This window comes from Roseicella sp. DB1501, from assembly GCF_013112485.1.
Classification (GTDB): domain Bacteria; phylum Pseudomonadota; class Alphaproteobacteria; order Acetobacterales; family Acetobacteraceae; genus Paracraurococcus.
In genome coordinates this window covers 339927-363667 of the sequence record NZ_JABFHG010000003.1, presented here as the reverse complement: position 1 = coordinate 363667, position 23741 = coordinate 339927, and the positions used below count along the sequence as shown (strand labels likewise).

20 protein-coding genes are annotated in these 23741 nt (G+C 72.9%); 4 read left to right on the top strand and 16 right to left on the bottom strand.

Translation table 11 applies throughout. The annotated features are described in order from the left end of the window. Window positions 1-13: 13 nt before the first annotated feature. The 7 genes from HJG45_RS07935 to HJG45_RS07905 form a co-directional block, all read right to left on the bottom strand. Window positions 14-1405: an MATE family efflux transporter gene (locus tag HJG45_RS07935; RefSeq protein WP_171611554.1), complete on the bottom strand. Its 1392-nt coding sequence runs from the start codon at window positions 1403-1405 to the stop codon at window positions 14-16. Then, window positions 1402-1947: a helix-turn-helix domain-containing protein gene (locus HJG45_RS07930; RefSeq protein WP_254452351.1), complete on the bottom strand. Its 546-nt coding sequence runs from the start codon at window positions 1945-1947 to the stop codon at window positions 1402-1404. The genes HJG45_RS07935 and HJG45_RS07930 overlap by 4 nt, the downstream gene beginning before the upstream one ends. Before the next feature lie 45 nt (window positions 1948-1992). After that, window positions 1993-3288 carry a cytochrome P450 gene (locus HJG45_RS07925; protein WP_171611553.1) on the bottom strand — a complete coding sequence of 432 codons (1296 nt, stop codon included), beginning with the start codon at window positions 3286-3288 and terminating at the stop codon, window positions 1993-1995. After that, entirely contained in the window at window positions 3285-5039 is a 1755-nt protein-coding gene (locus tag HJG45_RS07920; protein WP_171611552.1) for a Dyp-type peroxidase, read from the bottom strand. The genes HJG45_RS07925 and HJG45_RS07920 overlap by 4 nt, the downstream gene beginning before the upstream one ends. A 3-nt stretch (window positions 5040-5042) precedes the next feature. Then, window positions 5043-6071: a hypothetical protein gene (locus HJG45_RS07915; protein WP_171611551.1), complete on the bottom strand. Its 1029-nt coding sequence runs from the start codon at window positions 6069-6071 to the stop codon at window positions 5043-5045. Between the two features lie 9 nt (window positions 6072-6080). Further along, window positions 6081-6821, bottom strand: a complete 741-nt coding sequence (locus HJG45_RS07910; protein WP_171611550.1) for a hypothetical protein — start codon at window positions 6819-6821, stop codon at window positions 6081-6083. 138 nt (window positions 6822-6959) lie between these two features. Then, a complete protein-coding gene (locus HJG45_RS07905) occupies window positions 6960-8297 on the bottom strand; it encodes a chloride channel protein (RefSeq protein WP_171611549.1) in 1338 nt (445 codons plus the stop codon). A 439-nt stretch (window positions 8298-8736) separates the two neighbouring features. Here HJG45_RS07905 and HJG45_RS07900 point away from each other — a divergent pair, with 439 nt between their 5' ends. From HJG45_RS07900 to HJG45_RS07890, 3 genes are all read left to right on the top strand, one after another. Next, window positions 8737-9441 carry a DJ-1/PfpI family protein gene (locus HJG45_RS07900; protein WP_171611548.1) on the top strand — a complete coding sequence of 235 codons (705 nt, stop codon included), beginning with the start codon at window positions 8737-8739 and terminating at the stop codon, window positions 9439-9441. Window positions 9442-9469: 28 nt separating this feature from the next. Then, window positions 9470-9901, top strand: coding sequence for a YbaN family protein (locus HJG45_RS07895; RefSeq protein WP_171611547.1), 432 nt, complete (start codon window positions 9470-9472; stop codon window positions 9899-9901). Window positions 9902-10081: 180 nt separating this feature from the next. Further along, entirely contained in the window at window positions 10082-10273 is a 192-nt protein-coding gene (locus HJG45_RS07890) for a hypothetical protein (protein ID WP_171611546.1), read from the top strand. A gap of 290 nt (window positions 10274-10563) precedes the next feature. Here the strand turns inward: HJG45_RS07890 and HJG45_RS07885 are convergent, their stop codons facing one another. After that, window positions 10564-10998 carry a DUF6481 family protein gene (locus HJG45_RS07885; RefSeq protein WP_171611545.1) on the bottom strand — a complete coding sequence of 145 codons (435 nt, stop codon included), beginning with the start codon at window positions 10996-10998 and terminating at the stop codon, window positions 10564-10566. Window positions 10999-11124: 126 nt separating this feature from the next. On the opposite strand from HJG45_RS07885, the gene HJG45_RS07880 reads away from it, so the two are divergent. Continuing rightward, window positions 11125-12345 (top strand): MFS transporter, encoded by a 1221-nt coding sequence (locus tag HJG45_RS07880; protein WP_171611544.1) that lies wholly within the window; start codon window positions 11125-11127, stop codon window positions 12343-12345. A 79-nt stretch (window positions 12346-12424) separates the two neighbouring features. Here HJG45_RS07880 and HJG45_RS28620 read toward each other — a convergent pair whose 3' ends face one another. The 8 genes from HJG45_RS28620 to HJG45_RS07840 all read right to left on the bottom strand — a co-directional run bounded on the left by HJG45_RS28620 (window position 12425) and on the right by HJG45_RS07840 (window position 23283). Further along, window positions 12425-13717: a CarD family transcriptional regulator gene (locus HJG45_RS28620; RefSeq protein WP_254452350.1), complete on the bottom strand. Its 1293-nt coding sequence runs from the start codon at window positions 13715-13717 to the stop codon at window positions 12425-12427. A 299-nt stretch (window positions 13718-14016) separates the two neighbouring features. Then, entirely contained in the window at window positions 14017-15168 is a 1152-nt protein-coding gene (locus HJG45_RS07870) for a serine hydrolase (RefSeq protein WP_171611543.1), read from the bottom strand. A gap of 32 nt (window positions 15169-15200) precedes the next feature. Beyond that, the gene (locus HJG45_RS07865) at window positions 15201-16211 is read right to left on the bottom strand and encodes an LLM class flavin-dependent oxidoreductase (protein ID WP_171611542.1); all 1011 of its coding nucleotides are present in this window, start codon (window positions 16209-16211) and stop codon (window positions 15201-15203) included. Window positions 16212-16353: 142 nt separating this feature from the next. Then, window positions 16354-17784, bottom strand: a complete 1431-nt coding sequence (locus HJG45_RS07860) for an ABC transporter ATP-binding protein (protein ID WP_171611541.1) — start codon at window positions 17782-17784, stop codon at window positions 16354-16356. Continuing rightward, a complete protein-coding gene (locus tag HJG45_RS07855) occupies window positions 17781-18596 on the bottom strand; it encodes an ABC transporter permease subunit (protein ID WP_171611540.1) in 816 nt (271 codons plus the stop codon). Before HJG45_RS07855 ends, HJG45_RS07860 begins: the two co-directional genes overlap by 4 nt. Further along, window positions 18593-19555 carry an ABC transporter permease gene (locus HJG45_RS07850; protein ID WP_171611539.1) on the bottom strand — a complete coding sequence of 321 codons (963 nt, stop codon included), beginning with the start codon at window positions 19553-19555 and terminating at the stop codon, window positions 18593-18595. The genes HJG45_RS07855 and HJG45_RS07850 overlap by 4 nt, the downstream gene beginning before the upstream one ends. Window position 19556: 1 nt before the next feature. Next, entirely contained in the window at window positions 19557-21119 is a 1563-nt protein-coding gene (locus HJG45_RS07845; protein WP_171611538.1) for an ABC transporter substrate-binding protein, read from the bottom strand. 7 nt (window positions 21120-21126) lie between these two features. Further along, the gene (locus tag HJG45_RS07840; RefSeq protein WP_171611537.1) at window positions 21127-23283 is read right to left on the bottom strand and encodes a TonB-dependent siderophore receptor; all 2157 of its coding nucleotides are present in this window, start codon (window positions 23281-23283) and stop codon (window positions 21127-21129) included. Between the last annotated feature and the right edge of the window lie 458 nt (window positions 23284-23741).

Below are 23741 nucleotides of genomic sequence, written 5' to 3'. Positions count from 1 at the left end.
AGCCCGGATGCGCTCAGCCGCCGCGGAACCAGGCGCCCGAGGCGAGGACGCCCGCGATCAGCGTGCCATAGGCCACCAGCGCCAGGGCCAGCGCGGCGAAGACCCAGGTGAGGGAGCCGGTCAGGTGCAGCGCGGCGTAACCGCCGCCGACCGCGATCAGCAGCCGCAGCCCGCCCGCCAGCAGCGGCCAGAGCAGCTGCCCCGCCCCCTGCGAGGCGAAGTAGAGCGAGAGGCCGAGCCCGAAGAAGCCATAGGCCGGGCCGACGATCCGCAGATAGGCCGCCCCCGTCTCGATCATCCGCGGATCGGCGCCGAACAGGCCGAGCCAGGCCTCGGGCCAGAGGGCGGCGGCGAGGCCGATCGCCTCGGTCAGCAGGAAGGCGAGCGCGCCGCCGGTCAGCGCGATGCGCAACGCCCGTTCCCGCTGCCCGGCGCCGATATTGGTGCCGACCAGGGCGACCAGCGGCGCGCCGAGGCCGAAGACCAGCGGGATCAGCAGGTATTCCAGCCGGTTGCCGGTGCCGTAGCCGGCGATCGCATCCGGCCCGCCGGCGGCGCCCACCACGGCGGTGGTCAGCATCACCGTCAGCGTGGTCTGGAAGGTGGAGAGCGAGGCGACGGCGCCGACCTTCAGGATGTCGCGGAACAGCGCCGCGCGCAGCGGCACCGGCCGCAGCCGCGCGATGCTGCGGCCGCCGCACACCGCCCAGCCGAGCAGCGCCGTGGTGAGCAGCGAGGTCAGCACCACCGCCCAGCCGGCGCCGGCGACGCCCAGCGCCGGGACCGGGCCGAGGCCGAAGATCAGCAGCGGCGAGAGCGGGATCAGCAGCAGCACCCCGAGCACGACGGCGAGCGAGGGCAGCAGCATGTTGCCGGTGCCGCGCAGCACGCTGGCGAAGGCGTTGTACAGCCAGACCAGCACGGCGCCGGCGAAGACCACGTCGGAATAGGCGAGCGCCGCTTCGAGCGAGGCGCCCTCGCCGCCGAGGCCGCGGTAGAGCGCCGGGCCGAAGCCGAGGACGAGGCCGGAGAAGAGCAGGCCGAGCAACCCGTTGATGACCAGCGCGTGCAGCACCAGCGCATCCGCATCCTGCCGCCGGCCGCCGCCGAGCGCCCGGGCGATGGCCGAGGAGATGCCGCCGCCCATCGCCCCGCCCGAGAGCATCTGCATCATCATGAAGCCGGGGAAGACCAGCGCCATGCCGGCCAGCGCATCGGTGCCGAGATGCCCGACCCACCAGGTCTCGATCAGCCCGACCGAGGCCTGGGCCAGCATCACCAGCGTGTTCGGCCAGGCGAGCCGCAGCAGGGTCGGCAGCGGCCGGCCCTGCAGCAGCCGCCGGGTGCGCGGGTCCATGGCGGTGGCGGCGGGCGAGGCCGGCCGGATCGGGGTCTCGGCGGTCATGGCATGTCCTCGCCCGGCGCGGGATGGCGTCGCCGGGCGAGGCGGCGGCGCAGGCCCTCGCCGGCGGCCGGGCCGGGGGCGAGGGTGAAATCGGCGGTGTCGATCGCCCGGCCGCTGCCGCGATCCACCAGCACGGGATCGGCGGGCGCGCCGGTGCGGGCATCGACGATCTCGACCGTGGTGCCCTCCGGCGTGAAATGCCGGTTGCCCCAGGCGAGCAGCGCCAGCAGCACGGGGCGGAAGTCCCGGCCGCGCGCGGTCAGGACGTATTCGTGCCGGGGCGGGCGCTCGGAATAGGGGCGGCGCTCCAGCAGCCCGGCCTCGACCAGGGCATTGAGCCGCCGGGTCAGCATGTTCGGGGCGATGCCGAGGCTGGCCTGGAACTCCTCGAAGCGGGTCATGCCGCTGAAGGCGTCCCGCAGGATCAGGATGCTCCACCATTCCCCGACACGCTCCAGGGCACGGGCGATTGGGCAGGGCATGTCGGCAAAACCGGTGCGGCGCATGGCGGCAGGATAGGCGGAGTCACTATCATGATGCAAGTGACTCTTCGCAGGGGGACCCCGACAGGGGCCCGCAGGGGCCGGTCAGTCGAAGGCGACGGTCAGGTTCATCGGAAAGATGCCGAAGGCGTCGTCGAGCCGGAGCCGCCCCTCCTCGCCCGGCGCCCGGCGCAGGCCGGGCAGGCGCAGCACCGGCTTGCAGATCTGCGGCAGCATCGCCTGGTTCATGTGGATGCCGAAGCATTCATGCTGGCCGAGGCCGAAATGCAGGCCGAGCGGGTCCAGCCGGTCGGTGCGGAATTCGCGCGGCGCCGGCACCCGGCGGCCATCCATCATGGCCGAGCGCGTGGCGGCGAGCACGATGGTGCCGGCCCTGATGGTCCGGCCCCGCCAATGCCCGGCCGCCAGCCGGTAATCCTCGCGGCAGAGGCGGAACAGGCCCGGCGTCAGCGGCCGGAAGCGGGCCGCCTCGAAGACGATGCGGGCCAGCGCCGCGTCGTCATCCGCCCGCGCCGCCGCCTGCGCCGCCGCCAGCTCCCGCGGTCGGTCGAGCAGCAGGTCGAAGAGTTGCGGGATCAGCATCGGCGCCTGCGGCAGGGCGCCGACGACGAGGCCGATCAGGTTGTTGCGGATCTCGAGGTCGGTGAAGCCGGGCCGGCCCTCCGCCTGCAGCCGCAGGCAGCGCCCGAGCACGTCCTCACCCGCCCCCTCGCCCACCCCCGGGGTCCGCTTGCGCGCCGCGACCGCCGCTCCGATCCGGCGGCGCAGCGCCGCGGCCACCGGCTCGGCCGCGGCGCGCTGCGCCAAGTCGTCGAGCGGGTTCCCGAACATGTAGCCGAACAGCGCCCGCGCCTGGTCCGCGATCTCGCGCTCCGGCGCGTCCCCGAGGCCGAAATAGGCGGCGTAGAGCCGCGTCGTCACCGCCTGCGACAGCTCCATGGCAAGGTCGAGGCGGCGCCGCGGGGCAGCCTGCCGCACCACCTCGGCGGCCAGCCGCGCCGTCTCCGGCCCGATCCGCGCCCGCGCCTCGGCCGAGGGCGCGGTCAGGCGCATATTGGCCTTGTCGCGCCGCGCCTCCTCCGTATCCGGCATGCCGAGGAAGATGTTGCCGCCCTCCATGACGACGGCGATCTTCGCCGCATAGGGCACGTCGAAGACGTCGGGCCGACGCAGCACCGCCTCGACATCCTCGGCGCGGGTGACACAGGCCCAGCGCCGGCCGCGGATGCGGAAGGGGAGGACGAGGATCGGCAGGGTGTTGCGCAGGATGCGGAAGCCGAGGTCCATGTGCCGCTGCAGCCAGCCGGGCAGCCGCCCACCGGGGCGCGCCGCCGGGGTGGGGAGGACGGGGGCCGGCAAGGGGGCCGAGAGCTCGGTCATGTCGGGTCGATTTCCCCCATGGCGATCATGCGCAGCGCGCTCAGGCTCGGGATGAAGAAATAGTCGCCGCCGCGCGTCTCGACGAAATGCGGCAGCCGGTCCGCGACATAGGGCAGCCGGCCGGAGGCCGGGTCGGCGGGAATGACGAAGCGCGCCGACTGCTCGCGGCTGCCGGTGATCGGGCAGGTGTCGTTGCCGGATTCGAGATCGAGCCCGTACTGCATCCATTGCTGCTGCACGAACTCGAATTGCCGGAACAGGCTGGCGCAGAGCGCCATGATGAAGACGCCGTGCTCGTCCTCGTCGCGCGGCGTGGTCTCGCCATAGGGCAGGCCGCGGCGGAGGATGCGCCGACGGTTGGTGAGGGTCGAGGCGCTGCAACCGGGCTCGGGCGCGGGATCGAGCATGTCGCGCGGGTTGGCGCGGCGGACATGCGCGCCGAGCGGGCAGCGGATGCCCTCCGGATCGTCGATATAGCGGTAATCCGCGGCCTCGCGGTTGAAGGCGGCAAGCTGCCGCTTCGCCTCCCACGTCTCGGCGCCGGTCAGCGGCACGCCCTGCTCCTGCTTCAACAGCAGCGGGAAGCGGTCCAGCATCGCCAGCATCTCGGCATGGGTCGGCGCCAGGATCAGCGGCACGCCGCTCGACCAGCGGCCGACCATCTTGGCGCGCAGCGTCTCCCGCGCTACCTCGGGCGTCGGCAGCCCGGCGACGCGCTGGAAGACCTCGGCATGCCGCTCGATCGCCGCGGCGAAGCGGCCGGTGTTCTGGTGCAGCTTGCGCAGCGCCATGAAGGTGCCGTTGCGCATGAAGCCGTAGGGGACGCTGCTCCGCGCCAGCTCCTGTCCCTCATTCGGATGGCCGAGCAGGAACTCGCCGGTGGCCAGCGGCTGCCAGCGCCGGGACGCGCCGGGCGGGCCGCGCAGCAGCTTGCCGGCGCCGATCGCGGCCTGCCTGTCCTCGTCCAGCACCCCCTGCCCGGCGAAGACGGGGTCGGAGATGCCGTCGGTGAAGCCGAAATGCTCCTTCGCCGTCGGCACCAGCCGGCCGCTCGCCGGGTCGCGCGCCATGAGCGCGGCGCTGTCCTGCCACAGCCCGGCGCCGTCGCGGCCATGGCCGGGCAGCAGCAGCACGCGGTCACGCGCGCGCCGGTGCCGCAGCAGCGCCTGCAGCCACTCGGTCCAGCGCGCCAGGGCCTCGACCGGCCGACCGTCGCTCTCCCGCGCCGCGGCGCTGAGGTTGAGCCAGACATGCACGCGCCGGTCCGCCTTCCGCGCGCCGTCGCGCCAGACCGGGTCCCAGCCATCCGGGTGGTTCGGGCCGAGATCACCGAGGATGTGGTTGCGGCGGGCCATGCCCTCGATGAACTCGTCCGGCATCTGCCGCAGCGTCGCGGTCGGCAGGCCGAGGGCGAGGAGGCCGGCCCAGGTGAAGGCGATGTTCAGCGCGATATCGGGCTTCTGCCGCAGCCCGTCCCGGTCCGGCACCCGGCTGCTGGCCCAGGGCTCGGCGGTGGTGACGTGCGGGCGGAGCTGGTCGACGAACCACCGCCCGGCCTCGCCGCCATCGGCGGCGATGTGGAACAGGAAGGTGCGGGCATAGGGGAAGCCGTAGCGCCCGTAGGGCCGGTGGATGTTGCCCTGGATGTCGGGCAGGTCGAGCCGGGGCGCGCCATCCGGCGGCGTGTCGCGGCGCAGGGCCGCCGGCTCGCCCCCCCAATGGCCCGGCGCAGCGGTGTCGTCCTTCGGCATGGCTCAGGCTCCCGGCGGCAGGATCTTCTCCGGCAGGCAGATCAGGCCCGGCGCCTGGCTCGGCGCCGCGACCTCCGCCGGCCGGTGCCGGGCGAGGAAGCGGCCGAACTTGGCATGCAGGGCTTCCGGCGTCGCATCCTGCGCGGCGATCACGAAATCGGCGAAATGCTGCTGCAGGTAGAGCGCCTTCAGCACCTCCGGCAGCGAGGCGCTGCGCGGCAGCGGTACGTCGCCGAGCGCCAGGGCGCGGCGCCAGAACCGCTGCAGGGCGAACCAGGCTGCGCCGAGCCCTAGCACCACGAGGAGAAGGGTCCCGAGCAGCAGCCCGACGGCGATGCGCGGCAGCGCCCCGCCCGCGATCAGCGCGACGACGACGACCAAGAGCAGCACGGCGCCCCAGGCATAGGCGAGCCGGGGCAGGAGCTGCCAAAGGCGGCGGAGCCTGTCGAGCGGCAGCGGCAGCACATCCTGCAGCCGCTGCCTCTGCGGCTCCTCCGGGTCATAGTCGTTGAAGGGCATGGTCGTCTCGACCTGGCAGCGCCGGATGTAGCGGAAGAAGTCCTCGGCCCCGGTCACCGCCTCGAAGCCGTGGCAGGCGCCGAAGACGGCCTCCAGCTCGGGGCGCATGGTCCGCCAGAGCGTGTCGGTGTAGCATCGCAGCGAGGTCTCGCTGCCGTCCTCGGCGTCGAACTCGGCGGCGAAGAGCAGATAGGGCGTCGGCAGCCGGTCCGCCCGCTGCGGCTCCAGCGGATCCCGCTCCTTCAATCGGTCGATCAGGGCGTCGCCGGACTCGCGGCCGTTATAGGGCAGGTCGTCGATCAGCGCGAAGCGGGCGAGATGCGTCAGCCGGCTGCGCGCGAAGGGACTCTGCGCCGTGGTGCCGCGGGACTTCGCCGTGGTCTCGGATTGCGGCAGCCGCGCCAGCGCCTCGAGCAGCCGCTGGCGGTGGGACTCGCCCTCCGGCCCGGCGCGGCCGGCCCGCACCGGCGCGAGGACGGTGAGGAAGTAGTGGCCGGTGTCGAAATTCGGCATCGCCCGCTCCTACTCCGCCGCCTTCGGCAGGGCGGCATCCGGCGGCGGCATCCGCCAGTCGGCCGCCCGGCTCTCGGCGAGGTAATGGGTGCGGCGCTCATCGGCGCGTTCCGCGGCGACCGAGGCGGAGGGCGCGTCGCCATGGCTGCCGAGGCAGTTCTGCAGCCCCTCCTCCACCAGCTGCCGGCGGTATTCGGCGGCGAAGGCGGCCGGGTCGCCCTTCGCATGCACCGCCGCCAGCGCCGCGATGCCACGCGCCACGCGCAGCGCCCGCTTGATGTCGCGCTGCGCCGCGCCGGGCGTCGCGTTGTAGTAGTAGTTCGTGTCAATCTGATTGCGGCTGATATAGGCCTTGAAGTCGGTGATCGGGATCGATCGCGGGTAGCGGGTGCTGGTGTACCAGAAGATGTCGAGCCCGCTCGGGATGCCATCGGCGAAGGCGTCGATGTACTGGTCCCAGGTGCCGTTGAAATTGCTCAGGAAGAGCATGGCGTCATGCTGCAGCCGCGGCCGGCCCTGGCCGAGATCGGGCCAGGCGTCGCGCGGGATGACGACCCAGCGCGCGAAATGGATCAGCCGCAGGCCGAGCAGCCCGCGGAGCTGCGAGGGGCGGCAGCGCGCCAGCATGAAGAGCAGGACCTGCAGCGCGGGCCGGCTCGGCAGCCAGGACCAGTCCGGCAGCCAGGACCAGCGACGCCGGATCGGCGTCAGCACGTTCATCGCATAGGCCTTGCCGGCGATATTCGACATCCGATCCCCCGCCTGCCGTCACGCCACCCGCTTCGCCGCGACGCAACGCGGGGACCGTGCCGCCGCATCGCGGCGCGCCGCAAGCGTCGTTTCAACGGATCCTGTGCGTGCGCGCACAGGGCCGTCCGGACGGCTGCGTCAGTGCTCCGGCGCGCCCGTGCTCCGCGCGACCGGCGCATCGCCCGGCCGCGCCGCCGGCCCGATGAAGTTGCGCGCCAGCGCGTGGTAGACGCCCTCGGCGCAGAGCAGGCGCGAAACCTGCGAGCCGATGATCGCCGCCATCATCAGCGGGATGACCATCGCATGGTCGTTGGTCATCTCGGTGACGATGACGAAGGCGGTGATCGGCGCCTGCACCACGCCGGCGAAATAGGCGACCATGCCGAGCAGCACCATGGCGTCGAGGGAGACGTCCGGGAACAGCGTGGCGATGTTGAAGCCGAGCCCGGCGCCGACCGCGAGGGAGGGCGCGAAGATGCCGCCCGGGATGCCGCTGATGGCGGCGAGGACCGTGGCGCCGAACTTCAGCAGGGCGAAGGATTGCGTCAGCGGCGTGCCGTCATCGACCAGCGCCCGCACCTCGCCATAGCTCGTGCCGTAGACCATGTCGCCCGAGGCGAGGCCGCAGAAGGCGGTGCCGAGGCCGCAGAGCATGGCGAAGACGACCGGATGGCGGCGGATGGCGCGGCCGGCGGCGCCCGGCAGGCCGCCCGCCACCTCGACCAGGATGCGGCTGAAGGCACCTCCGAGCAGCCCGCCGGCGAGGCCGCAGACCGGCACCGCCAGCCAGCCCGCGGCGCCCTGCAGCGTCGCCGTCGTGGTGCCGAAATAGGTGTAGTTGCCGAGCAGCGCCAGCGAGGTGAGGCCGGCGGTGATGATGGCGACGATGAGCAACCCGCTCGACTTCACCTCGAAGGCGCGGCTCATCTCCTCGATGCCGAAGACGATGCCGGCGAGCGGCGTGTTGAAGGCGGCGGCGACGCCCGCCGAGGCGCCGGCCAGGATCAGCCCCGGCTGGCGCCGCGGCGAGAGCCGGCCGATGGCGAACATGATGGAGGCGCCGACCTGCACCGTCGGCCCCTCGCGGCCCACCGAGGCGCCGCAGAGCAGGCCGAACAGCGTCAGCAGGATCTTGCCGACCGCGATGCGCAGCGAGACCAGCGCGGCGCGCGCCGACTGGTTCAGCAGCTTGCGGGCGGCGATCGCCTGCGGGATGCCGCTGCCGCCCGAACCCGGGAAGTAGCGCCGTGCCAGCCAGGCGGAGAGCCCCATGCCGAGCGGCGTCACGATCAGCGGGGCGTAGCGCCACCGGTCGAGCAGCGCCCGGAAGGCCTCCTGCGCCAGGTCGGCGAGCAGGGCGAGCGCCACCGCCGCGGCGCCGACCACGATGCCGCCGAGCAGGAAGATGAGCTGCCGCTGCGTGCGCGCCGAGTGCAGCCGCAGGCGCCGCGAGGAGGGAAAGGACCGGGGCAGCATCGCAACCTACCTGGATCGGGCTGCCGGGCGGGCAGCGCCCCGGCGCGCATCGCCGGCAGGCGCGACCGCGTCCGGCTCGCCCGCGATTCCGGGCAGTCCGCCACGCGCCGCACCATCCGCTGCGCCGGCTCGCAGCGGCCCCGCCCGTCGCCGGCGGCAGGCCGGCGACGGGTGCCCGGCAAGGCTAGAGCGCATTCACTCTGACCGGAATAGCGGAATGCGCTCTATCTCGTTGTTTGCAGAGCAGATTCACCTCTCCGGGCGATTCCGCCCTGCGGCGATCTGCTCTGGCATGCGACGATCGCGGCGCGATCCAGGGTAGCGGCGGGCGGTTCCGCGGCGGCGCGGTTTCCCCCTCCGGGCCGGCATGGCAGAGTCCGGCCGGCGCGCATCGCCGCACCGGCCGGACGCATGGCGGCGCCGTTGGAGGAATGCCCGCATGCCGTCCTATACGCCTTCTGGTCTCAGTCTCGGCTTCCTGCTCTTCCCGCGCCTCACCCAGCTCGACTTCACCGGCCCCTTCGAGGTGCTGAGCCGATTGCCGGGCGCGACGGTGCGGACCCTGTGGAAGGAGGCGGGGCCGGTGCGCGCCGATACCGGCCTCACCATCCTGGCCGACACCGCCCTCGCCGATTGCCCGCCGCTCGATTTCATCTGCGTCCCGGGCGGGCCGGGCGTCGCGCCGCTGATGGAGGATGCGGCGGTGCTGGACTTCCTCCGCCGCCAGGCCACCGGGGCGCGCTGGGTCACCTCGGTCTGCACCGGCGCGCTGGTGCTCGGCGCCGCCGGCCTGCTGCGCGGCAAGCGGGCGACGACGCATTGGGCGAGCCATGACTTCCTCGCCGCCCTGGGGGCCGAGCCGGTGCGGGCGCGGGTGGTGCGCGACGGCAACCTCGTCACCGGCGGCGGCGTGACGGCCGGGATCGACTTCGCCCTTGCCCTGCTCGCCGAGATCGCCGGCCCGGAGGTGGCGCAATCCGTGCAACTGCAAATCGAATACGCGCCCGACCCGCCCTTCCAGTCTGGCGAGCCGGCCACCGCTCCGGCCACGGTGCTGCAGGCCGCCCGGCAGCGCGGTGCGACGATGCGGGCCGAGCGGGAGGCGCTGGTCGCCCGCGTCGCGGCCCGGCTGGCCGCGGCCTGACCGGTCCGATGGGGAGCCCGGCGCGGGCATGGTGACCGGCGAGGCGGAGCCGCCGGCGGGTTCGGCGCCACGCCGGGCGGGGCGGCTGGTCCTGCTCGGCCTCGGCTATCTCTGCCTGGCGCTGGCGGCGATCGGCGTCGTGGTGCCGGGGATGCCGACCACCATCTTCCTCATCGGTGCCGCCGCCGCCTTCGGCCGCGCCTCGCCGGCGCTGCGGGCGCGGCTGCGGGCGCATCCGCGCTTCGGCGCCACGTTGCGGCATTGGGAGGACCATGGCAGCATCGCCCCGCGCGCCAAGCGGGCGGCGCTCATCGGCATGGGTCTCGGCTGGCTGATGCTGACCCTGTTGCTGCAGCGGCCGCTGGTCTCGGTCCTGGTCGGGGTCTGCATGGCAGCGGTCGCGGTCTACATCCTCACCCGGCCATCCGGGCCCGAGCCGGTGCGCGACGGCCAGCCATAGCCGCAGCGAGGATCACCCCTGCGTGTAACGCGGGCCACCGCAACGGAACGAAACAAGCAAATCGCCGCCATCTGGCCCACATTCAGCCTGTAGGGTCGGCCAGCCGGCGGCCCCTCCCAATCCTTGCCCCCGATGCAGGACGGCCCCGCCCCGCGGCGCCGGAACGATAGGATAGTCCCCGTGGTCCAGAGTCAGGCGAAAGCCGCACCGAACACGCCCAGCGACACCGCGCAGCAGGAGGAGGAGATCGCCTATCTGGCCAAGCGGCACCGGGTGACGCCGGCCATCGTGCGCGAGATCATCCGCCGCATCGGTTCCTCCGAGCGCAGCGCGGTCGAGCGCGAGATCCAGCGTGGTAAGGCCCGGCGCTAGAGCATTTTCCGTTCACCTGCATTCACGGCAAATGCTCTAGACCATGATCCGCTCACACAAGGTCGCGGATCGTGGTCCAGGCCGCTGTTTGATCGCGTGAGTCACGCCTTTCGGTGCGTCCGCCTCAAGCGATCACGCTCCAGCGCGGCGTAGCCGCAGCAGGGCAACGGGCAGCAATGCTTTTGCCGGGCGCGGCAAAATTGATGCCGGCCGGGCGGATGTGCCCGGCCGCTTCAATTCACATTAAATCAAAGATTTAGATTCCACCGCGCTTGCGGCGGCCCAACCGCTCAGCGCTGGCGGGCTTTCCGCGCCGCATAGCGGGCGTCGCGCTTGGCCTTCTGCTCGGCGGCGAGCGCCAGCGCCCGCGCCTTCTTCTCCTCGTCGAGCTGGACGGCACGCTCATGCTGCTCGGCCTCGGTGCGGGCGGCCATGGCCTTTGCCTCGGCTTCCTGCCGGGCCCGCTCGCGTGCCGCAGCGGCTTCCGCCTCGGCCTTCGCCTTGGCCTCGGCGGCCCGGCGAGCGGCTTCGGCCTCCCGCTCCGCCTTACGGACCGCGGCGCGCGCCTCGCGCGCCTCCGCGACCGCCTTCTGCTCGGCAAGCTTGCGCTGCCGCTCCGGGTCGTCGACCGCGGGGCGGGAGCGGAACCGCTCCAGCAGGGCCTGTTTCGCCTTCGCCTGGTTGTCCAGCCGATCCTTGACGTTGTCGAAGCTTCGGAAAGTCATCGCGTCTTCCTAACGCATATCGGCCATCGCCGCCCAGCCTTGTTCCGCAAGCATTATGTCCGTGCCGCGGCGAGGCGGGCCGGCCTGGCATTTGCCGTCCTGGCGGGAGCGGCGCATACCGCCGCGATGCCGCCCTCGATCGCCGACGCAACGCCGAGCAGCGCGCCGGGCTCCGCTCGACGCCTCATTCTCCTGCTCGGCCTCGCCGCCTTCGCGGGGGCGCTCAGCGTGCGGGCGACCGATCCCTTCGTGCCGACCATCGCCGCGGAATTCGCCACCTCGACCGATCGGGTGGCCCTGCTCGCCACCGCCTTCGCCATCCCCTTCGCGGCCATCCAGCCCATCCTGGGCCCGGTCGGGGATGCGCTCGGCAAGCGGCGGATCATCCGCCTCGCCCTGCTGCTGCTCTCGGTCTTCGCCCTGCTCGCGCCGCTCGCGCCCGACCTCACCACGCTGACGGTGCTGCGGGCCCTAACCGGCGCCGCGGCGGGCGGCATCATGCCGCTGACCCTCGCCTCGGTCGCCGATGCGGTGCCGATGGCGGAACGGCAGGTGGCGCTCAGCCGGGTGGTGGTCTTCTCGATCGCCGGGCAGATCGCCGGCGGGGCGCTGGCCGGGGTGCTGGCGCCGGTGCTCGGCTGGCGCGGCGTGCTCGCGCTCTGCGGCGGCGTCGCGCTGCTCACGGCGGTCCTGCTCTTCCTCATCCCCTTCGGCGGACCACGCGAGCCGCGGCGGCGCTTCGAGCCCATGCAGGCGATGCGCCGCTACCGCATGCTGCTCGGCATGCCGGCGGCGCGGCTGCTTTTCCTTTCGGTCTTCGTCGAGGGCATGCTGGTCTTCGGCACCTTCCCCTATCTGGCGCCGGTGCTGCAGGCGCGCGGCCTCGGCAGCGGCGAGGGAGCCAGCCTCGAGGCCGGGCTCGCGGTCGCCGCCTTCGGCGGCGGCGGCTTCGTCTATGCCGCCCTCGCCCGCTCGCTGCTGCACCGGCTCGGCCAGGCGCGCATGGTCCGGCTGGGCGGGGTGATCGCCGGCCTTGCCCTGCTCGGCTTCGGCTTCGCCCCGGCGGCGACGCTCTTCATCGCCGCCGGGCTGGTGCTCGGAACCGGCTTCTACATGATCCACAACAGCATCCAGACGCGGGTGACCGAGGTGGCGCCGGAGGCGCGGGGCTCGGCCGTCGCGCTGCATGCCTGCCACTTCTTCGGCGGCCAGTCGCTCGGGCCGGTGGTGGTGGGGCTGGCAATCGGCGGCTTCGGGGCGCCGGCGGCCTTCACGCTGGCCGCCGCCGCCATTTTCGCGCTCAGCCTGCGGCTCGGCCGGCGCGAGCCGGGCTCGCGGCCGGCCTGAGGGAACGCCGCGCCGGGATGAGCGAGGCGCAGGCTTGTTTCAGGTTTGTCGGACCGGCCGGAAGGCCGATCCGTCGCGCTCAGCCCTGCTTCAGGTGCAGCAGCAGCTTGTCGGTCGCCTGCACCTTGTCGGTGCGGTCGATGGCGGCGAGCTCGGCGGCGAGGCGGTCCATCGCCTGCTCGTAGATCTGCCGCTCGGAGAAGGACTGGTCGGGCTGCCCGGCATTGCGGTGCAGGTCGCGCACCACCTCGGCGATCGCCACCGGGTCGCCGGAGTTGATCTTCGCCTCGTATTCCTGGGCGCGCCGCGACCACATGGTGCGCTTGATGCGCGCCTTGCCGCGCAACGTGTCGAGAGCGTCCTTCATCGCGCCGTCGGTCGCCAGCTTGCGCAGGCCGGAAGAGGCCGCCTTGTTGACCGGGACGCGCAGCGTCATGCGGTTCTCGTCGAAGGTCACGACGATCACCTGAAGGGTATGACCCGCGGCGGACATCGATTCGATGCCCTGAACGGTCCCGACCCCGTGGGTCGGGTAGACGACATGGTCGCCGGTCTTGAATTCCACTGGTTTCGCAGGCTGTCTCGGAGGGGGTGAATGAGGCCCGCCAACGCGGCCGGGAGCGGCCGGGGAATGTCCCGGCGAGCCGACCCGCGGCACGGCGGCGGGAAGCGGAGGGGCTGCCTGCGCCTCGGCAAGGCCGGGCGGCGCAGGCTTCGTCGCCGCCGGCGGGGCCGGGGCGGGCGAAGAGGTGGCCAAGGGGGTGGCCAGAGGAGTGGACGGTGCGAGCTGCGCGGCAGTCGCGCGGCCAGCCTCGGCCGCCCGACCGGCAGCCGCGGATGCGACCGGCTTGTGCATGGCAGGTTTGGGCATGGCGGACAGGGCGGTGGACCCGGCGGGCGGCGATGCGGGCGGAACGGCACCGGCAGCCAGGGCCTTGGCCGAGACGGGGGTCGCAGCGGGTGCCTTGGCCGCGGGCTTCGCGGGGGCCGGCTTCGCAGCAACGGCCAGCGCGGACTTCGAGGCGGGAGATTTGGCGGGCGCAGGGGCAGGGGATGGGGCAGGCGCGGGCCTGGCCGAGGCCGGCGACGCGGCGCGACGGGCCGGTTGCGGCGCCGGCTTGGCGACGGGCCGGGCGGGCGCCGCCTTGGTGGCGGGCTTGGTCGCCGGCGCGGCGCGGCTGACCGGCTTGGCCGCAGCCTTCGGCGCCGGCCGGGCCGCCGGCTTCGGGCTGGCCTTGGCGGGCTTCGACGCTGCGTTGCGGCGGGCCTCGACCGGCGGCTTCGGCTTGGCCGCCGGCTTCGAGGCCTTCGCGGCCGGCCGCTTCGCGGGGCTGCGCGGGCCGGCCTGCTTGCCGCTGGCTTGTGCCTTCATTGCGGACGCACCTCCTGCGGCAGGTCGCTTCTCCGGAATCCTGAGGTCATTGGCCTGTTGGACGAGGGTATCCCGGCGATTCCATCGAGGGAGACCCTGTCGGGTTCACTGCCCATGCCGAATTCCGCAAATGGTTCCGCCGGCGGCCGCACGCCGGATGCGGCCCGCATTGCCAAGGGATTGAAACTATAGCATTCGGGCGCGAGGGTGTCATTATCCCCCCTGCTGGCCGCCGCAGCGGGTGGTTTCACGCTCCGGGCAGGGCCTTCCGAACCCGCCGGGAGGCCGCCCCCGCCCCGCTATCCGCCGGCACCCTCCTCCGGCCCGGGCAGGATGGCGGCATGTGCCAGGTTGGAGAGGATATCCATCCGGCGGTTGTGGAATTCCTCGGTCTGCCGGCAATTCGAGAAGAAGGCGAAGCTCACCCCGCTGGTCGGGTCCGCCCAGCAATAGGAGGAGCCGACGCCGCCATGGCCGAAGACCCGCGGATGCGCGATGGCGCCGAGGCCGCGCGCCACCGGATGCTCGCCCCGCGAATGCGGCCCGATCCCGCGGCACATCGGCAGGCCCATATACTCGTCGATGCGGTCGCCGGTGAAATTGCGGGTGACGAAGGCGATGAGCCGCGGCGAGAACAGCCGCACCCCGCCCAGCACCCCGCCCTGCGCCAGCATCTGGTAGAAGGCCGCCATGCCGCGGGCGGTGCCGTAGCCGCCGCCGCCGGGGATGCCCGCCAGGTGGTGCAGCGGGTGGTTCTCGCCCTCGCGCGGCGGGAAGCGGCCATCGGCGGGCGGATCGTAGATGTCGACGGCGCGGCCATGCTCGGCCTCGGGCAGGCCGACGAAGACCTCCTCCTGCAGCCCGAGCGGGGCGAGGATGCGATCGCGGATCACCTGCCGGAAGTCCTGCCCGGTCACGGCCTCGATCAGCATCGCTGCGACCCAATGCGCCGAGGCCGGGTGGTAGCGGACCTTGCTGCCGGGCGTCCATTCCAGGGTGAAGCCGCAGACCGCGCGCCGCACCGCCTCATGGTCGCCCATGATCTCCGGCGGCACCACGGCGGAGGGGAAGCCGCCCTGATGCGTCAGCAGCTGCAGGATGGTGACCTCGCCCTTGCCGTTGGCGGCGAAGCCCGGAAGGTGCTGCGCCACCGTATCGGTGAAGCGGAGCAGCCCCTCCTCCGCCAGCAGCCAGACCGCCGCGGCGGTGACCACCTTGGTGTTGGAATACATCAGGAACAGGCTGCGGTCGTCCGCCGGCCGGTCGGGCGCCACCCGCGCCCGGCCGAAGCTGCGGAACAGCGCCAGCCTGCCATGGCGGGCGAGGGCGACCTGGGCGCCGGGATGCTGCCCCTCGGCGATGTGCCGCTCGATCAGGGCGCAGAGCCGGCCCAGCGGCCGCGGGTCGAGGCCGAGCGCCTCGGGGTTGGATTCCGCCAGCGGAAAGCTCATCGGACCGTCCTCCTGTTTCGTTTGGCTTGGCATCAGGCCAGGGCCGGCATCACCTCGCGGGCGAACAGACTGGCCGAGCGCAGCATCTCCGCCTCGTCCTGGTCACCGAAGGCGAAGCGGCTGACCAGGTAGTTCACCCCGGTCGCCGCAACCTGGGCCCGCAGCGCGTCGCGGATCATCGCCGGGGTGCCGGCGAAGGCGAGGCCGGCCGCCTCGGCCGCGTCGAAATCCTCGGTCATCTGCGCCGTCGCCGGTTGCGCGCCATGCCGCCGCCAGAGCCGGAGGAAGTTCGTCGCATGCACCCGCCAGGCGCGGCGCGCCACCGCCCGCGCCTCGGCCGCGCTCTCGGCGAGCACCAGGGCGCGGGAGAGGCCGAGGCAGGGCATGGGGTCCGGCCGCCGCCATTCGGCGCGGTAACGCGCGACGATCTCGGCGACCCGGCCGACCGGGGCATTGCAGACGGTGGCGGCGCCCGCCGCCGCGGCGCGCGCCGCATGCTCGACGGTCGCGCTCGGCATCCAGAGCGGCGGATGCGGGCGCTGCCGCGGCCGCAGCACCACCGGCACCTCCCGGCACTGCCAGAAGCGGCCCGCGAAACTGACCTCCTCCTCGGTCAGCGCCTTGAGCAGCAGTGCCAGCCCTTCCTGCAGCATGGCCGGGCTCGCCGCGGCATCGACACCGTGATAGCCGAGCTCGAAGGGCGAGACGCCGCGGCCGATGCCGAGCTCGAAGCGCCCGCCGCTCATCTGGTCGAGCAGGCAGACCTCCTCGGCGAGCTGCAGCGGGTGGCGCAGCGGCAGGATATAGACCAGCGGCCCGAGGCGGATGCGGCGCGTGCGCTGCGCCACGGCGCCGAGCCAGGCGCCGGTCGCGGGCGTCGCCGAAAGCGGCGTCGCATGGTGCTCGCTGACATGGTAGCGGTCGAAGCCGGCGGCATCGTAGAAGGCGGCCAGGTGGAGCCGCGTCTCGAGATGCGCGGCGAGGTCGGCGCTGCCGGGCTCCGTCGCCGGGATGTCGTTCTGATCGAAGATCCCGAACTGCACGCCGGCTTCCCCCTGACCCAAGGAGCCTAGAGCGTGATCGCTTGGGGTGGGAACACTGAAAAAGCGCGGAGGAGGCCCCCTTCCCCCATCGCCCCTGCCTGGAACCCGCCGGTTCCGGGCCTTCGCGCCGATCGGCCGCGCCTCAGCCCGCGCAGCCTGCCGGGGACAGCCTCGCCGCCTCGATGGTGAAGACGCGATCGGCCATCCGCCGGGCCAGCGCGGCGTCATGCGTGACGAGGAGCAGGCCCAGATCGCGCTCGGTGACCAGCTCGCGCAGCAGCAGCGCGACCTCCCGCTGGGTGATCGGATCGAGGCGCGATGTCGGCTCGTCCGCGAAGAGGAAGACCGGATCGAGCGCCAGGGCGCGCAGCAGGGCAAATCGCTGCAACTCGCCCCCGGACAGCTCCGCCGGGCGCCGGTCGAGCAGCGCCGGCGGCAGGCGCAGGCGGTCGAGCAGCCCGCCGAAGACGGCGGGCGCCAGGCCATGCCGCCGCCCGAGATGGCGCAGGGCCTCGCGCATGCTCTGATGCGGGGCGAAGGCGCTCGGCGGGTCCTGGTACAGCTTCTGGAAGCGCCAAGGGGCGAGGCCGGCGAGGCGCCGCACCTCGCCCTGGCTCGGGCGAAGCAGGCCGAGCAGCAGGTCGCCGAGCGTCGTCTTGCCGCAGCCGCTCGGGCCGAGGACGGCCACCGTCTCGCCGCGCCCGACCGCGATATCGACGTCCTCCAGCACGGCACGCCCCTGGAAGCGCTTGCCGAGGCGACGCGCCGCGACGACGGCCTCGCCCGCCGGGCGGCGCGGCGCGGCGGATGGCATCGGCCACTGGGCCGGCTCCGCCGCGACGAGCCGGCGGGTGTAATCCTGCGCGGGGCGGGCCAGCAGCCGCTCCGCCGGCCCCTGCTCGACGACCTGGCCCTCCAGCATGACGGCGAGATGGCCGCCCAGGATGCGCGCGACGCCGATGTCATGCGTCACGGCGATGACGGTCCGCCCCCGCCCGGCCTCGTCGCGCAAACGCAGCGCCGCCTCGTCCCGCCGCTCCGCATCGAGCCCCTTGGTCGGCTCGTCCGCCAGCAGCAGCGGCGCGTCCGCGGCCCGCAGCACGGCCAGGGCGAGGCGTTGCGCCATGCCGCCGGAAAGCTGGAAGGGATAGAGGCGGGCGACGCCCTCGAGCCCGAGATCCCGCAGCAGCCGCTCCGCTTCGGCGCGCGAGGCTGGCGGCGGCATCCCCCGCACCAGGCGGCAGACCTCGGCGACCTGCGCCAGCGCCCGCATGGTCGGGTCGAGCGCCAGCCAGGGCTCCTGCGGCAGCAGCGCGATCCTGCGGCCCCAGAGGCCGCGCCGCGCCCGCCCCTCCGGCAGCGGCTGCCCGTCCAGCACCACCTCGCCGGTGCGCCGCAGGCGAGGCGGCAAGGCGCCCATGATGGCCTGCAGCACCAGCGACTTGCCCGACCCGGTCTCGCCGAGCAGCACCAGGGGCGTGCCGGGCCGTGCCGCGAGCGACAGGTTCTCGACGAGCGGCGTGCCATCGGCGGCCCGCACCGTCAGGCCGCGGAGTTGGACATGACCGCTCATCGCGGGCGGCCCCCGGCGAGGAGATGGCAGGCCAGGACGGCCAACGCGACGAACAGGCTCGGCAGCAGGGCCTGGAACGGCGCCTCGGCGAGATAGGGCAGCATCTCGCTGGTCATGCCGCCGAGCTCGGCCGTCGGGGGCCTCAGGCCGATGCTGATGAAGCTGAGCGTGGCGATGGTGAGGATCACCCCGCCGATCCCGAACCCCGCGAGGGTGAGCAGGATGGGCGCCAGCTCCGGCAGGATGAGGTGCCGCAGGATATAGGCCCGGCCGAAGCCGAGCAGCCGGGCCGCCTCCACATGCGGCCGCGCCAGCAGGCTGCGCGCCTGGGCGCGCGTCACCCGGAAGAATTCCACCCACAGGGCGAGGGCGATGCCGCAGGCGAGCGGCAGGATCTGCCCCGGCGCGAAGGCGATCACCAGCAGCACGAGCAGCAGCCCGGGCAGGGCCAGCACGGTATCCGCGAGCAGGCTCAGCCCGCGATCCAGCCAGCCACCCTCCCAGGCGGCGAGAAGCCCCAGCACCGTGCCGAGCAGGCCGGCGGCGGCGACGGTCAGCCCGCTCAACAGGAAGGACAGCCGCACGGCATGGGCGAGGCGCGCCAGCATGCTGCGGCCGAGATGGTCGGCGCCGAGCAGGAAGCGCGCGCCCGGCGGGGCGAGTGACGCCGTGAGGTCCTGCCGCGCGGGGTCGGCCTCGATCAGCCATGGCCCGAGCAGGCCGAAGCCCAGCAGGAGCAGCAGGAGGACGGCGCCGGCCAGGCGGGCGCGGGGAAGCGCCGCGTGGCGCCGGCCGAAGGCGAGGCCGCTCACGCCTCCTGCCTGCCGCGGCGCGGATCGATCAGCAGGCAGGCGAAATCGACCGCCGCGTTGAGCAGCACGACGCCGAGCCCCATGATCAGGGCGCTGCCCTGCACGAGCGGGACGTCGCGCGCGAAGATGGCGTGCACCAGGGCGTGGCCGATGCCTGGCCAGCCGAACAGGGTCTCGACGATCAGGATGCCCTCGACGAGCCCGATCAGTTGCAGGCCGAGCACGGCGAGGACGGGAATGGCGGCGTTGCGCAGGCCGTGCCGCCGCACCGCATCGCGCTCCGACAGGCCCTTCCAGCGGGCGAAGACCAGGACGGGCGAGGCGGCGACGGCCGCGACGGACTCCCGGGCGACGCGGCTCGACACCGCCGCGAGGCCGAGGGCGAGGGTGAGCGAGGGCAGCACCAGCTCGGCCCAGCCCTCGAAGCCGCCGGGCGGCAGCCAGCGCAGCCGGACCGATAGCAGCACCATCAGCGCCAGGCCCAGCGCATAGGCCGGCACCGCGCGCAGCAGCACCGACAGGCCGAGCACGGCATGGTCCGGCCATCGGCCCCGCCACAGCCCGGCGACGATGCCGAGCGGCAGGCCGATCAGGGCCGAGAGGGGCAGGGCCGTGCCGGCGAGCAGCGCCGTATAGCCGATCTGGACGCGCAGCTCCTCGATCACCGGCTCGCCGGTCACCAGGGAGCGGCCCAGATCCAGCCGGAGGACGCGCCCAAGCCACTCAAGCAGTTGCACGGCCAGGGGTCGGTCCAGTCCGAGTTCCGCCCGCATCGCCGCCGCGGCGCGGGCATCCACCATGTCGGGACCATAGCGCTCGGCGGCCAGGCGGAAGGCCTGGTCCCCCGGCAGGGCGTGCATCAGGGCGAAGCCGATGCATCCGACCAGCAGCGCCACGAGGCCCGCCTGGCCGAGACGCGACAGCAGCGGCCGCAGGACGCGCCATGCGTTCCTGCGCATGCTACGGCTCCCTCCAGCGCATGTCCGGCAGGCGGTAGCTGGTCTCGAATGGGTCGATGGCGACATGCGCGACGCGGCGGCCGATGGCGACGGCGAGCTCGGACCAGGCGATGGGGATCACCGGCAGCTGCTCGTGCAGGATGGCGCTCGCGCGCTGCGCCAGCGCCCGGCGCTCCTCCGGCGCCGCGGCGGCCTCCAGGCGCGCCAGGGCCGCGGCGAGCTGCGGATCCGTCCAGTTCATCGCGCCCCAATCGCTGCCCCCCTGCGCGAAGTCGGTGAGGATGGTCCCCAGCGGATCCGGCACCAGGGCGTAGTTCCGCGACATCAGGCCGAGTTCGAGCGTCCCGTCGCGATGCAGGCGGGGGATGTCGGAGGTGTTGCCGATCGAGACATCGACATCCACGCCGATCTCGCGGAACTGCGCCTGTAGGGCGGTGGCGATGGCCGGCAGCTCGGGCCAGGTCGAATAGGTGGTGAGCACCACCCGGAAGCGGCGGCCCTGCCGGTCGCGCAGGATGCCGTCGGACCCCGGGGTCCAGCCCGCCGAGGCCAGCAGCGCCCGAGCACGCGGCAGGTCTCGCCCCGGCGGCGGCAGATCGGCCAGGTGCCAATCGCCCGTCATGGGGGGCAGGAGCTGCGTCGCGGCCAGGGCCGGATTGCGCAGCAGCGCCGCGGCGATGCCCTGGCGGTCGATGGCGAGGTCGAGGGCCTGGCGCTCCGGCAGGCTGCCGAAGAAGGCCGAGGCCAGGTTCAGCTTCAGGATGCGGGTGCGCGGGATGGCGACGGTTCGCACCTCCAGCGCCGGGTTCCGCCGCAGCCGCGCCATGGTCACCGGGTGCAGGCCGAAGACCAGGTCGGCCTGGCCGCTCTCCGCCATGGCGGCGCGCGCCTCGCCCTGCCCCGCGACCAGATAGACGGCGCGGGTGATCTCCGGGCGCGGCCCCCACCAGGATTCGAAGCGCTCCACCTCGAGCCGCATCGGCGCCGTGATGGAGACGACGCGGTAGGGGCCGGTGCCGATCACCGCCTGGACATGGCCGGCGGCGTCATAGGCCGCGGGGGCCAGGATCCCGCTGCCGTAATTCGCCAGGACGGCCAGGAGGATCGAGAAGGGTCGGGCGAGCCGGATCACCACATCGCGGCCGGTGGCGTCCAGCGCGGCGAGGGGCGCGCGCGCCAGGGCCGTCGCATCGGCGAGGGCGCGCCGCAGGCTGGCCACCGCCGCCTCCGGCGTCACGGCGGACCCGTCGTGGAACCGCAGGCCGGGACGCAGCGTGAAGCGCCATTCGAGGCCGGCGGCATCGACCGACCAGCGCTCCGCCAGGACGGGCACCGGCCGACCCTCGGCATCGGCCGCCAGCAAGGTCTCGACCACGCCCATGCGGGTGAAGATGAAGCCGCCGCGCGCCGGATCGAGGCCGCCGATCTCGACCGGCGCGACGATCCGCAGCACGCGCTCGTCCACCGCCCCTGCCGCCGCCCCTGTCACCGCCTGGGCCACGCCGGGCCGCGGGGTGGGCGCGAGGCAGGCGGCAGCGAGGGCGGGGAGGCGGCGGCGGCGCATGGGGGCGCTAGAAGCGGAAGGCGAGGCTGCCGAGCACGGTTCTCGGCATGCCGGGCGACACCCAGACGCTGCTGTAGGAGCGGTCATAATAGTGCTTGTCGAACAGGTTGATGATGTTGAGGTTCAGCCGGACCCGCTCGTTCACCTGGTAGTAGGCCAGGGCATCGACCGGGGTGTAGCCCGGCAGGCGGAAGCCGGGATTGGCGTTGTCGCCGGCGCGCGAGCTGACATGCACGATGCCGCCGCCGATGCCGAGCCCTTGCAGACTGCCCTCCTGGAATTCGTAGACGTTCAGCAGGCTGAGGCTGTTGCGCGGGATGTTCAGCAGCGGCGCGCCCGCCGCCAGGGTCTCGTCGCGCGTCACCTCCGCATCGACATAGGCATAGCCGCCGATGATGCGCCAGGAGGGCGTGATGTTGCCGGCCAGGGTCAGGTCGAAGCCCCGGCTGCGCGCGGCGCCGGCCGCGATGCTGAAGCCGGAGTTGTTCGGATCGGCGGTCAGGACGTTCTTCTTGTCGATCTGGAACAGCGCGGCGGTCAGGCTGAGCTGGTCGCGCAGCAGGTCAAGCTTGAGGCCGACCTCCCAGGCCTCGCCCTCCTCCGGCGCGAAGGACCGGCCGGTCGCGTCGCCGCCGGAATTCGGCCGGAAGGAGCGCGCATAGCTGGCATAGGCCGCGACAGTGTCGGTGAGGTCGTAGATCAGCCCGATCCGGGGCGAGGCGGCCGTCTGCGATTGCGGCGTGGCCAGGCCGGTGGCCCGCTGCACGAAATCCTGCTCGTACTGCTCGACGCGGACCCCCGCGACCGCCTTGAGGCGCGGGGTGAGCGCGATCTGGTCCTGCAGATAGGCCGCATAGACCTGGGTCTGCTCCAGCGTATCGCTGCGCCGGGTCAGCGCCGGCGCGGCCCGGCCGTAGCTGGGCGCGAAAATGTCGATGGCGTAGGGCGCCGCGTTCGGATTGGAGCGCAGCAGCCGCTCGCGGTTCCGGTAATTCTCGTATTCCAGGCCGGCCAGCAGCGTGTGCTGCACCGGGCCGGTGGCGAAGCGCCCGGTCAGCGAGGCCTGCAGGTCGAAATCATCCCAGGCGTAGTCGCGGAAGCGCCGTTCGCGCAGGAGAGTGCGGCCGTCGGCGAGCAGGCGGCTGGCCTCGGTCGCGTAGCCATTCATCGTGCCGCCGAGATACTGGCCGCCGAGGCTGAGGGTCCATTGCTGGTTCAGCCGGTGCTCCATGCAGAGTTGCAGCGTGGCGTTCTCGTTGCGGATGCGGCCATCGCCCGGCTCGCCCAGGAAGCGGCTGCGCGGGATCACGCCGAGCCGGTTGCCGACGGCGACCACGCCGCGGTCGAAGGTCTGGTCGTTGCGCAGGAACTCGCCGTTCAGCATCACCACCGTATCGGGCGTCGGCTGCCAGGTGGTGACCGGCGCCAGGAAGAGGCGATCGGTCTCGACGAAGTCGCGGAAGCTCGTCTGGTGCTCGGCGCCGCCGTTGAGGCGGTAGCCGAAGCGTCCATCCGTCCCGATGGGGCCCGATGCATCGAAGGTGCCGCGGGCCTGGCCCGGGCTGCCGAACAGCCCGGTCAGGCCGAAGCCCGGCTCTGGCAGCGGCTGCCTGGTGACGATGTTGAAGGTGCCGCCCGGATCGCCGCGGCCATAGAGCAGCGCCGCCGGTCCGCGCAGCACCTCCACCCGCTCGATCGTCGCGGCATCCGGCGTGCTCTGGTAGCCGCGATTGACCGGAAAGCCGTTGCGGTAGAACTCGCCGGTCGCGAAGCCGCGGATGGCGTAGTTGAACAGCGTCTGGCCGCCGAAATTGTTCTGCCGCGTCACGCCGCCCGCATAGTCGAGCGCGCTCTCGACACGCGTGGCGCCTAGATCCTGCAACACCTGCCGCGGGACGACGCTGACCGATTGCGGCACGTCGCGGATGGCCGTGTCGGTGCGCGTCGCCGAGCCGGTGCGGGTGGCGCGATAGCCCTGGACCGGCCCGTCCGCGCGTTCCCTCGCCGCCTCCACGGTCAGTTCCGGCAGTTCGGTGACGGAGGGTGCCGCCTCCGCGGCCGGCACGTCTGCTTGCGACCAGGCGGGCGCCACGGAGACGACGAGGCTGGCCGCGCCCAGCAGGATATGGATGTGGCGCCAAGCTGCCAGCACTGCTGTCCCCATCGGCGAGACCGGCTCGATGGCGGCCCTTGCGTCATACCAAGGTCCAGATTTGTCATACTACGTCAAGGCTTGCCGCTTTCGATGTCGTCATGGGCCGCTGCCGGGACGGCGCAGCGCCACCGAGGGATCGGGCACCGTGACGGCCCGATGCGGATGGCTTCGACCGGCTCAGTCCCGGCAGGATCGGCGCGATCAATACGTTATAATATAACGTATGGCAACGCCCCCGCGGTCCTGCCTTAGCGGCCGGGACCGGCATCACCCCTCTCTATTCCACGATCAATAAGGTCAATAATCGTTTGACACACCACTCTGAATGATCGTTAATAGCTTCCGTATCCGACGCATTCCGCGTCGGAGCCGCGGGATTTGAGGAATGCAGCTTGCACCGCGTTACCAAGCGCTAAAGCGCCATCTCTCGGGTGAGGGCGTGCGTGCCGCGCCCTGTCCAGGGCGGC